A 12018-nucleotide genomic window follows, 5' to 3' on the forward strand; every position below is an offset into this window, starting at 1 on the left:
ATCGTTTCGTTTTATTCGTTATTCCCATTTTCTATTCTCCTTACAATCTCCCGGGTGAAAGCCGAAGTGGACAGCGAGACGCCACCCGGCATAAAACGGGCCAAGTCGGCAGTAGCACGGGCTTCTGTGAAACTTTGCTCCAAGGCGTTCTCTATAAGAGAGGCTGCTTCCTTCCAACCCAGATATTCAAGCATCATCACAGCGGAAAGGATGATGGAACAGGGATTCACAATGTCTTTCCCGGCAATGTTCGGAGCCGTCCCGTGAGTAGCCTCAAAAATGGCATGCCCCGTTTTATAGTTGATATTCGCACCCGGTGCAATGCCGATGCCGCCTACCATGGCAGCCAGTTGGTCGGACACATAATCGCCGTTCAGATTCAACGTGGCAATCACGGAATATTCTTCGGGGATAAGCAACGTGTTCTGCAAGAATGCATCGGCAATGCAGTCCTTGATGACCAGACGCCCTTCTGCCAGTTCTTTACCAAACTCACGTTCTGCCAGTTCGTACCCCCACTTCTTGAAGCCGCCTTCCGTAAATTTCATGATGTTTCCTTTGTGTACCAACGTCACGGAAGGCAGATGATGCTCAAGGGCGTATTGGCAGGCGGCACGCACCAAGCGCTCTGTTCCTTCTCTTGAAACGGGCTTCACGCCAAACGAGGAAGTTTCGGGAAAACGGACTTTTGTCACCCCCATGTCATCACGGAGAAAACGATAGAACTTTTCAGCCTCCGGAGTTCCGGCTTCCCATTCGATGCCTGCATAAATATCCTCGGTATTCTCACGGAATACGCACATATCCACCTTCTGTGGCTCTTTGAGTGGAGAAACAATGCCCTTATACCAACGTACCGGACGTTGGCAGACATACAAATCGAGCGTCTGACGCAAGGCTACGTTCAAGGAACGGATACCTCCACCGACGGGAGTTGTCAAAGGACCTTTGATGCCCACCTTATAGGTGCGGAAGGCTTCCATGGTTTCGTCCGGCAACCAGGAGCCGGTTTCGTGGAAAGCACGTTCTCCTGCCAGCACTTCTTTCCATTCAATGCCACGCCGGTCACCATAGGATTTCTTGACAGCGGCATTCACGACAGCCTGCATGGATGGGGTCACTTCTGCTCCCACTCCATCGCCGGTAATAAAAGGTACAGTAATTTTTTCCATATTCTATCTTGCATTAAGTGCAGAACCGGCCCGGAACCAGGCTATCTGCTGTTCGTTATACGTATGTTGTACTTCAAAACTTTCTTTACTCCCGTCCTCGTGATGAAGAACCACCTTCAACGTACGTCCCGAAGCAAAATCTTTCAACCCCATGACAGAAATCAGGTCGCGTTCCCGAATCTTGTCATAATCGGCCTTATCCGTAAAGGTCAGCGCCAACATGCCTTGTTTCTTTAAATTCGTCTCATGGATACGGGCAAAGCTTTTCGCCAAAATGGCGTGTACATTCAGGAAGCGTGGTTCCATGGCAGCATGCTCACGGCTGGAACCTTCACCATAATTCTCTTCGGCAACGACAATGGAAGGGATGCCTTCTGATTTATACAGCTTCGCAGTGCCTGACACTGTTCCATAAGTATTGGTGGAGCGGTTCCAAACCTTGTTCGTCTCTCCATTGAAAGCATTGACAGCCCCCATCAGCATATTGTCCGAAATATTCTCCAAATGTCCCCGGAAACGGAGCCATGGCCCCGCCATAGAGATGTGGTCGGTGGTACATTTCCCTTGCACTTTAATCAATAAAGGCATATTCAGCAAGTCCATGCCATCCCAGGCAGGGAAGGGAGTCAGCAGTTGCAAGCGCTGTGAATGAGGATTGACCGTAATTTCCGTCTGTCCTTTGCCTGGAGCAATGTATCCTTCCTTTCCTCCTATAAACCCGTGTGCCGGCAGTTCTTCACCGACCGGTTCGGACAGTTTCACAACCTCTCCTTTGGCATTGACCAGCGTATCCCTCAACGGGTCGAAACAAAGGTCACCGGCAATGGTCAGCGCCATCGTTATCTCCGGGGAAGCGACGTAAGCAAAAGTGTTGGGATTTCCATCGGCACGTTTGGCAAAATTACGGTTAAAAGAGGTGACGATGGAATTTTTGCGTTCGGGGTCATCAGTATGGCGCTTCCACTGGCCAATACAAGGTCCGCAGGCATTCGCCATTATCGTTGCGCCAATATCTTCGAAAGCGGCAATCATGCCGTCGCGTTCAGCAGTGGCACGTATCTGCTCCGAACCGGGGTTGACAATCAGCGGAGAAGCAACCTTCAAATTCTTTTCCTTTACCTGCCGGGCAAGGGAGGCTGCGCGGCTCAAATCCTGATAGGACGAATTGGTGCACGACCCTATCAGGCCGACTTCCATCCGGCGGGGATAGTTATTGGTTATCACTACCTCGGCAAATTTCGATATCGGTGTTGCTGCATCCGGCGTAAAGGGCCCATTGACATACGGTTCCAACAGCGAGAGGTCTATTTCAATGATGCGGTCGTAATATTTTTCCGGATTTGCCAGCACTTCGTCGTCGGCGCGAAGGTCGGCAGCTACGGAAGCAGCCATTTTTGCCACTTCTTCACGTCCGGTAGCCTTCAAATAAGTACCCATGCGCTCATCGTAAGGGAAAAGGGAGGTAGTCGCCCCCACCTCTGCCCCCATATTGCAGATGGTAGCCTTTCCAGTGGCAGACAACGAAGCGGTTCCCGGTCCAAAATATTCAATGATGGCATTGGTTCCCCCTTTTACAGTAAGAATACCCGCCAACTTCAGAATAACGTCTTTGGGAGCTACCCAGCCACTCAATTTACCCTTCAAGTGTACGCCTATCAGACGCGGCATTTTCAGTTCCCATTCCATGCCGGTCATCACATCCACCGCATCGGCACCACCCACACCAATGGCCACCATGCCCAAACCTCCGGCATTGGGCGTATGAGAGTCCGTACCTACCATCATTCCACCCGGAAATGCGTAGTTCTCCAATACCACCTGGTGAATAATGCCTGCCCCCGGCTGCCAAAAACCTATACCATAGCGGGAAGAAACATCACGGAGAAAATTATAGACCTCCTCGTTGGTCTTCGTAGCAGTCGCAACATCTTCTTTTGCACCTTTATATGCTTGAATCAAATGGTCACAATGCACAGTGGAAGGCACGGCAACCTGCTCACGGCCTGCATTCATAAATTGCAATAAGGCCATTTGAGCCGTTGCATCCTGCATGGCCACACGGTCGGGACGGAAATTCACATAGTCTTCTCCCCGTCTGTAGTTCTTCACTTTATCCCCATCATACAAATGAGCATACAAAATTTTCTCCGCTAAAGTCATCGGACGCCGCAGTACGTTCCGTACGCGTTCTATCTTCTCCGAATAAGCAGCATAAAACGTTTTGAGCATCGTTAAATCATATACCATAACCACTATTTTTTAGTTTTTCATTATTGTAAAGATTACAAATTAATATCATAAACAAATAAAAAGGCTGAATAGTTTAACAAAATAAAGCATTTTTTCCGTCGGAAGCGAAGAATGATTACCTTTGCAACCATGAAGGAACAAGATTCAAATAGTCCTATTATTCACCTCCAACAGCAGCAACTTTTGCTGCGCATGGAATACGAATACGAAAAAGAGGAATTCAAACGCCAAACCGAAAACATGGGGATTGCCCGGAAAGTGAAACGGGGACTTTGCTGGTATCCTGCCACTCCGGGACGAAGTTACTATAATTCACTGAATCAATTAGTAATAGAAATTACACACACAGAAAATACCGATATAGAACATAATTTTGAGTTCGGCCGTCCCGTATGTTTTTTCCGCCAGTCTGCCGATGGAAAAATAACCTATATGAACTTCACCGCTACCGTAAGCTATGCCGACGAGACACGGATGGTAGCGATAATGCCCGGAGCCGGTGCCGTTATGGAAGTGCAGGAAACGGACAACCTCGGCGTGCAACTTTATTTCGACGAAACATCCTATCGGACCATGTTCGAAGCCTTGGAAGATACGTTACGCTCCAAAGGCAACCGCCTGGCCGAATTGCGGGACATATTGCTGGGAACCTCGAAAGCCGGTTTCCGAGAGCTCTACCCCGTACGGTTTCCCTGGTTGAACTCCACGCAGGAGACAGCTGTAAACAAAGTGCTGTGTGCCCGCGACGTGGCCATTGTACATGGTCCTCCGGGAACCGGAAAAACGACCACCTTAGTGGAAGCCATCTACGAAACCCTGCATCGGGAACCGCAGGTACTGGTATGTGCCCAAAGCAATACCGCCGTCGACTGGATTTCGGAAAAACTTGTGGACCGTGGCGTCAATGTCCTGCGTATCGGCAATCCGACCCGTGTCAACGACAAGATGCTTTCCTTTACCTACGAGCGTCGTTTCGAGAACCATCCGCTTTATCCGGAGCTGTGGAGCATCCGGAAAAATCTCCGTGAACTGGGCAGCCGTGCCCGCCGTGGCAGCTATGACGAACGCGAAGGAGTACGCAGCCGTATGAGCCGCCTGCGCGACCGCGCCACCGCATTGGAAATACAAATCAATGCAGAGCTTTTTGATGGGGCACATGTCATAGCCTCCACGCTAGTAAGCAGCAATCACCGGCTGCTGAACGGACGCCGTTTCGGCACCCTTTTCATTGATGAAGCAGCCCAGGCCTTAGAAGCTGCCTGCTGGATAGCTATCCGAAAAGCAGACCGCGTGGTGTTGGCGGGTGACCACTGCCAACTTCCGCCCACTATAAAATGCTACGAAGCTGCCCGTGGAGGTCTGGAACGAACATTGATGGAGAAAGTGGTGTCCAACAAACCTGCCGTTGTCTCTTTGCTGAAAGTACAATACCGCATGCACGAGGAAATCATGAAATTTCCTTCCCAATGGTTTTATAATGGCGAGTTGGAAGCCGCTCCCGAAGTGCGTTACCGGGGCATCCTGGACTGGGATACCCCCATCCACTGGATTGACACCTCCGAAATGGATTTCAAAGAAGAATTTGTGGGAGAGACTTTCGGGCGCATTAATAAGGCGGAAGCGGACCTGCTCCTATCAGAACTGAAAATCTACATCAACCGTATCAGTGGCAACCGCATTCTGGAAGAAAAAATAGACTTCGGCATCATCTCCCCTTACAAGGCACAAGTGCAATATCTCCGCAACAAGATAAAGGCAGACGCTTCACTCAAGCCTTATCGCAGCTTGTTCACTGTAAATACGGTGGATGGCTTCCAAGGGCAAGAGCGCGATGTTATCTTCATCAGCCTTGTCCGTGCCAACGAAGAAGGGCAGATAGGATTCCTGAATGATTTAAGGAGAATGAATGTAGCCATCACCCGGGCACGTATGAAGCTGGTGATATTGGGAGAGGCAGAGACGCTGAAACATCACGGTTTTTACCGGAAGCTATTGGAGTTTATTCAAAATATAGGGAATCAATAATAAAGAAATACCCCCTCCGGTAACACCGAAGAGGGTATTTCACCTATTTATATAAAGCTGATTAATTGTTTTCCGGACGAAGTTTACGAACTGTAACAGCTGTCTGCCACATTTCGCTTTCACGCAAGGCTTTCAATTCTGCATTCAGCTTCTCACGATAATCGGGTTTGGAGTTACTGTCGATAGAAATCTGAGCTTCGTTGCCCGACTTCACACTTGCATACAATTTCTGTACAACCGGCTTGATGGCATCATGGAACGGGGTCATCCAATCCAGCGCACCACGCTGTGCCGTAGTAGAACAGTTGGCATACATCCAGTCCATACCGTTCTTGGCAAACAATGGCATCAAAGATTGAGTCAACTCTTCCACTGTTTCATTGAATGCTTCAGAAGGAGTATGGCCGTTTTCGCGCAATACTTCATACTGAGCCAACAGCAATCCCTGGATAGCACCCATCAATGAACCGCGTTCACCGGTCAAGTCGGAAGTGGCTTCGCGGATGAAAGTTGTCTCGAACAAATATCCCGAACCGATACCGATACCCAGTGCAATCGTCTTGTCAAAAGCCTTACCCGTAGCATCCTGATAGACGGCATATGATGAGTTCAAGCCACGCCCTTCGAGGAACATGGTACGAAGTGAAGTACCGGAACCTTTGGGAGCAACCATAATAACATCAATATCTTTAGGAGGAACCACGCCGGTACGGTCGTTCCAGGTAATAGCAAAACCATGAGAGAAGTAAAGAGCCTTTCCGGGAGTCAAATAAGGTTTGATAGTCGGCCATACAGACATTACAGCTGCGTCAGACAACAGACACATGACGATAGTACCTTTCTGACAAGCCTCTTCGATGCCGAACAAAGTCTCACCCGGTACCCATCCGTCAGCCACAGCCTTTTCGTATGTCTTACCCGGACGTTGTCCTACAATCACATTGAAACCGTTATCACGCAAGTTGCAAGCCTGGCCCGGGCCTTGTACGCCATAACCGATTACTGCAATTGTTTCATCTTTCAAAATCTCACGTGCTTTTTCCAAAGGAAATTCTTCGCGGGTCATTACATTCTCAATAACACCGCCAAAATTCAATTGTGCCATTTTTTGTTTTAATTTTTATTTGTGGCTTACGCCAACGTTGATAAATTTATTTATTTCTCTGTAAATATCACTTTAGAGCGACAGACCACTTCGCTGCCATTCTTTTTCACCTCCACATCGTAAACGCCCTCACCGGCATCATCCATGAACAAAGTCAACTCATCCCCATAATAGCTTTCGGCTACATATGCCATTTCAAAACGACGGATGCGCTTCTCCTTATACATCTCTATCGGGAACAAATCAAGGATATGCTCGATGTAACGGATGCTGTTCACATGCCCGTTAATGTCAATATCACTGTATTTGGCTACCAAAGCAGCAACCGGTTCCTTTGAGGCCACCTTTATCCGCGAAGGTTTTTCTATCGGGCAAGGCTCATCGCAAACATAATCTACAATGCTGCCACTATGAAGAGCCAGCAAATCTGCCGGCTTACGGGTATTCATGCTAATCATCGCCCAAACGGAACGTGCATACCCAATCTTCTTACCCTCCTTATCGATGATAGCGAAATTACGGTCTGTAAAAAGGCGATAGACATTCTCCACCCAAGTCTGAATGGAGAAATCTTCGTACTGATAAGGCATTTCATCCAGTTCGACAGCCAGACGGGACAATACCCAAGTATAATTGTCCTCGTTTAGAGTCGCGATGCCAAAACCGCGGTCGCTGGCATGGAAACCCGCACAATTCAACAAATGGTTGCCCAATACTCCCATTGTCAGCCGTCCGGTAAAGTCGACATGAAACGGTTCGGCAACAAACTTGTAGGTACCTATCTTATTGTTCTCGCTCATCATGATTCCTGGTGTTTACTTTGACGATATTTTGCTTCACGGTCTGCCAGATATTCATTGACACGCTCAAAGCAGCTGGTCGTAATGGCTACGCGACCCGAACGGACGAACTGAAGTACGCAATCCAACTGGCGCAACTCCTCATAAAGATTGGTTATTTCCTCACTCATGCCATTCTTCTCAACAATGGCAAATACAGCATTCACCTCCACAATACGGGCATTGTACTTACGGATTACTTTGGACACCTCCGGTTTTTCTTCCAGCGTAGGGGTCGTTATTTTATAAAGGGCAATCTCGTGCTGATAGATTTCATCATCCGTGAAATAATGGGCTTGCAGCACATCTATTTTCTTGGTAATCTGCTTGGTCACCTTTTCAATGGTATCCTTGTCCGTCCAAGCGGTAATGGTATATTTATGTACCCCCTTGATGGAGGAGGCCGATACATTCAAACTCTCGATGTTTATCTGCCGGCGGGTAAACACAGCCGTCACCTGATTCAGCAAACCGGCAAAGTTTTCCGAATGAACAATGATTGTATATAGTTTTTTATCCATAGATAGAGTAAATTCTTTAATTTCGCATGACTTCAGCATTCCAACAACATCTGATTGACCGAACCGCCCGGAGGTGTCATCGGCATTACATTTCCTTCTTCCTCCACACAAGCTTCGAGCAGGAACGGTCCGTCAGTCGCTATCATCTCGTCAATCGCTTTTGCCAGCTCCTCGCGGGTCATTACCCTGCGTGCAGGAATATCATATGCCGAAGCAATCTTCATATAATCCGGATTCATCATCGGAGTAAACGAATAACGACGATTGAAGAACATCGCCTGCCATTGACGAACATTGCCCAAGAAGTTATTGTTCAACAGAATCATCTTCACCGGAGCCTTTTGTTCCATGATGGTACCCAGTTCCTGCAGGTTCATCTGCAAGCCGCCGTCTCCCATGAATACGCATACCGTGCGGTCCGGACGTCCAAAAGTGGCACCGATAGCTGCCGGAAGGCCGAAGCCCATAGTACCCAGGCCACCGGAAGTAACAATGCTACGTTCCTTGCTGTATTTGAAATAACGGGCGGACATCATCTGATTCTGGCCGACATCAGTCACCAATATCGCCTCGTTATGGGTAGCCTCACTCACAGCACGCACCACCTCACCCATGCTTAGCGCTTTTCCTGCCGGATGTAATTCCGGACGGATTACCTTTTCCTCTTCCACTTCCTCGTATTGCCGGAAACTGTCAATCCATTCCTGATGGTTGGCGGGTTCCAGCAATTGGGTAACGGCAGCCAGTGTCTCTTTGCAATCGCCCAGGACAGCAACATCGGTCTTTACATTCTTATCTATTTCGGCAGGGTCAATATCAAAGTGGATAATCTTCGCCTGCTTGGCATATGTTTCCAATTTACCCGTCACACGGTCATCAAAGCGCATGCCTACGGCGATAAGGACATCACATTTATTGGTATTGATATTGGGTCCCAGGTTACCGTGCATACCAAGCATTCCTTTGTTCAACGGATGGTCCGTAGGCAATGCGGAAAGTCCCAATAAAGTGCATCCGGCAGGCATTCCGGCTTTCTCAATGAAAGCACGAAGCTCTTGCTGGGCTTCTCCCAGCTCCACGCCTTGTCCTACCAGCACCAAAGGCCGTTCCGCACCATTTATTAATTCAGCAGCCTGCCGTATGGCCTCCGGCTCCATTTCGGGAACGGGAAGATAGCTACGGACATAGTCCACCTTAGTAGGCGCATATTCTGTTTTCTCCACTTGGGCGTTTTTAGCAAAATCCAGCACGACCGGTCCCGGACGTCCGCTCTTTGCCACATAGAAAGCACGTGCCACTGCCCAGGCCACATCTTCTGCACGACGAATCTGGTAACTCCATTTCGTGATAGGCTGAGTAATGCCTACCAAGTCCACTTCCTGAAATGCATCCGTACCCAAGAAGTTCGTCCCTACCTGGCCGGCAATGACAACGATAGGCGTACTGTCAATCATGGCATCTGCAATGCCCGTGATAGTATTGGTAGCACCCGGTCCACTGGTAACCAGACAAACGCCAACCTCGCCTGATACACGTGCAAAGCCTTGTGCCGCATGGGTTGCTCCTTGTTCATGGCGAACCAAGATGTGGTTCAATTCCTTCCGGTGGTCGTATAAGGCATCGAATACCGGCATGATGCTCCCTCCCGGATAGCCGAAAATGGTCTTTACCCCCTGATGCTCCAGAGAACGCATCAATGCTTCTGCGCCTGTTATTAGAGCCTCACCCCGCCCCTCTCCTAGGGAGAGGGAGGAAAAGTTACTCTTTTTATTATTATCAGCCATACTTTATCTTTTTATTAAAAACTTCGGAAATTTGTATCATTCCCTCCTCCCCTCTCTTTCGGAGAGGGGTCGGGGGTGAGGCCTTTAATCAATCAGCCTCACAGCCCCTTTGTCAGCGGAACTCACCATACTGGCATATGCTTTCAATGCTTTGGAGACTTCACGGTTACGGGTTACCGGAGTCATAGGGCGTGCTGCAAGCTCTTCATCCGTCAACTTCACATTGATAGAACGGTTCGGTATATCAATTTCGATAATGTCCCCATCCTTAATCTTACCGATATTACCACCGGCAGCCGCTTCGGGAGAAACATGTCCGATACTTAGTCCGGAAGTACCACCACTGAAACGCCCGTCGGTAATCAATGCACACTCCTTACCCAGATGGCGGGATTTGATATAAGAAGTAGGATAAAGCATCTCTTGCATACCCGGTCCACCTTTCGGCCCTTCGTGAGTGATGACGACGACGTCTCCACTGATCACCTTTCCACCCAGAATACCGTCGCAAGCCGCATCTTGTGAGTCGAAGACTTTCGCCGGCCCCGTAAATTTCCAGATACTCTCGTCTACACCGGCAGTCTTGACAACGCAACCGTCCTGAGCTATATTTCCCTTCAAAACCGCCAGACCGCCATCCTTGCTGTATGCATGTTCCAAATCACGGATACAACCGGTCGCACGGTCCGTATCGAGTTCCTTATAAGACGCATTTTGTGAACCAAGTACCAGATTGAACTTTCCGGCTGCCGCACTGGAGTATTTCTTGATTGCCTCTTTACATACATCAGGGCTGGTAATACTATACCGGTCGATTGCCTCTGCCAACGTCATTCCATCCACACGGCGGACATTTGTATCGACCAATCCGCCCTTGGCTAGCTCATCCATGATGGCAATGATGCCACCGGCACGGTTAACGTCTTGTACATGATACTTTTGGGTATTGGGAGCCACCTTGCATAAGCAGGGGGTCTTGCGGGAGAGCATGTCAATGTCGTCCATCTTAAAATCCGCTCCGGCTTCGTGAGCCACAGCCAACAAATGAAGTACCGTATTAGTGGAACCGCCCATCGCAATATCCAGCGTCATGGCATTCAAAAATGCCTCGCGGGTAGCAATACTGCGCGGGAGTACACTCTCATCCCCTTCTTCATAATATCTAAAGGCATTCTCTACAATCAACCTGGCTGCATCCTCAAATAGTTTCTTGCGATTTTCGTGAGTGGCTACAATCGTGCCGTTACCGGGCAGTGCCAATCCAATCGCTTCATTCAAGCAATTCATGGAATTAGCGGTAAACATGCCTGAGCAGCATCCGCAAGTGGGGCAGGCATGTTGCTCAATCTGTGCCACCTCTTTATCGCCCACACTTTCATCAGCAGATTTAATCATGGCATCAATCAAATCCAAATGCTGTCCGTTCCATTCCCCGGCTTCCATCGGACCGCCTGAAACAAACACAGTCGGTATATTCAGCCTCATAGCCGCCATCAGCATCCCCGGAGTAATCTTGTCACAGTTACTGATACAAACCATAGCATCTGCCTTATGGGCATTTACCATATACTCCACACTATCGGCAATGATATCCCTTGAAGGCAGGGAATAAAGCATTCCGTCGTGCCCCATAGCGATACCGTCGTCAATGGCAATCGTATTGAACTCCGCAGCAAAACATCCCCGCTTTTCAATCTCTTCCTTTACAAACTGGCCTATTTCGTGCAGGTGTACATGCCCGGGGACGAATTGTGTAAAGGAATTGACTATAGCTATAATGGGCTTACCCATCTGTTCTTTCTTCATACCATTCGCCGTCCACAATGCACGGGCTCCCGCCATGCGACGACCTTGTGTGCTGAACGAGCTGCGTAACTGATGCTTCATTTTCAAATCTCCTTTTAATGAAAAAGCCTCTCCCACTATAGTGAGAAAGGCTTAATAAATTATCTTCTAACATACGAATACATACATAACCTTTCTCACGCTCTTGATGCCACCACCACGACGCGAATAATATGCAGGACTGCCAGGTTAATAGATGTATGTAAATTCATAACTTAATTCTTCTTTTTTGTTTCAAATGTGCTGCAAAGGTAAGGGCTTTTTTATAATCTCCAAACAAATTGAATAAAAAAATAAGATAAATATGAATAATCGTAAGAAAATATCGTCCTAAAATCCTATTTTATCACTTAACAGTTCTAAATAGAACCATTCGGACAGCCAATGTAAATGTATTGCCAATCATTGAAACCATTTAATAATCTGAAAATTACCAAAGGCTCTCTACATCCCGAAACAAATAATTCGTATCTTTGT

At 48.2% G+C, this 12018-nt stretch carries 8 protein-coding genes; 1 reads left to right on the forward strand and 7 read right to left on the reverse strand.

The window, feature by feature from the left end:
* Positions 1–11: 11 nt before the first annotated feature.
* Both icd and ITJ87_RS18300 read right to left on the reverse strand, forming a co-directional pair.
* Positions 12–1172, reverse strand: a complete 1161-nt coding sequence (gene icd / locus ITJ87_RS18295; protein WP_117600023.1) for an NADP-dependent isocitrate dehydrogenase — start codon at positions 1170–1172, stop codon at positions 12–14.
* Positions 1173–1175: 3 nt separating this feature from the next.
* Positions 1176–3419 carry an aconitate hydratase gene (locus ITJ87_RS18300; protein ID WP_117964108.1) on the reverse strand — a complete coding sequence of 748 codons (2244 nt, stop codon included), beginning with the start codon at positions 3417–3419 and terminating at the stop codon, positions 1176–1178.
* A 132-nt stretch (positions 3420–3551) separates the two neighbouring features.
* Between ITJ87_RS18300 and ITJ87_RS18305 the strand changes: the two genes are divergently transcribed.
* Positions 3552–5447, forward strand: a complete 1896-nt coding sequence (locus ITJ87_RS18305) for an AAA domain-containing protein (protein WP_117964234.1) — start codon at positions 3552–3554, stop codon at positions 5445–5447.
* Positions 5448–5508: 61 nt separating this feature from the next.
* Here the strand turns inward: ITJ87_RS18305 and ilvC are convergent, their stop codons facing one another.
* The 5 genes from ilvC to ilvD all read right to left on the reverse strand — a co-directional run bounded on the left by ilvC (position 5509) and on the right by ilvD (position 11583).
* Positions 5509–6552: a ketol-acid reductoisomerase gene (ilvC, locus tag ITJ87_RS18310; protein WP_005833131.1), complete on the reverse strand. Its 1044-nt coding sequence runs from the start codon at positions 6550–6552 to the stop codon at positions 5509–5511.
* Between the two features lie 50 nt (positions 6553–6602).
* Entirely contained in the window at positions 6603–7352 is a 750-nt protein-coding gene (locus ITJ87_RS18315; protein WP_034523242.1) for an acyl-[acyl-carrier-protein] thioesterase, read from the reverse strand.
* Positions 7352–7912: an acetolactate synthase small subunit gene (gene ilvN, locus ITJ87_RS18320; protein ID WP_005833135.1), complete on the reverse strand. Its 561-nt coding sequence runs from the start codon at positions 7910–7912 to the stop codon at positions 7352–7354. Before ilvN ends, ITJ87_RS18315 begins: the two co-directional genes overlap by 1 nt.
* Positions 7913–7944: 32 nt before the next feature.
* Entirely contained in the window at positions 7945–9696 is a 1752-nt protein-coding gene (ilvB, locus tag ITJ87_RS18325) for a biosynthetic-type acetolactate synthase large subunit (RefSeq protein ID WP_117964107.1), read from the reverse strand.
* 84 nt (positions 9697–9780) lie between these two features.
* Positions 9781–11583, reverse strand: a complete 1803-nt coding sequence (gene ilvD / locus ITJ87_RS18330) for a dihydroxy-acid dehydratase (RefSeq protein ID WP_117964106.1) — start codon at positions 11581–11583, stop codon at positions 9781–9783.
* Positions 11584–12018: the final 435 nt, after the last annotated feature.

The sequence above is a fragment of the Bacteroides sp. HF-162 genome (assembly GCF_015679285.1).
Taxonomy (GTDB): Bacteria; Bacteroidota; Bacteroidia; order Bacteroidales; family Bacteroidaceae; genus Bacteroides; species Bacteroides uniformis.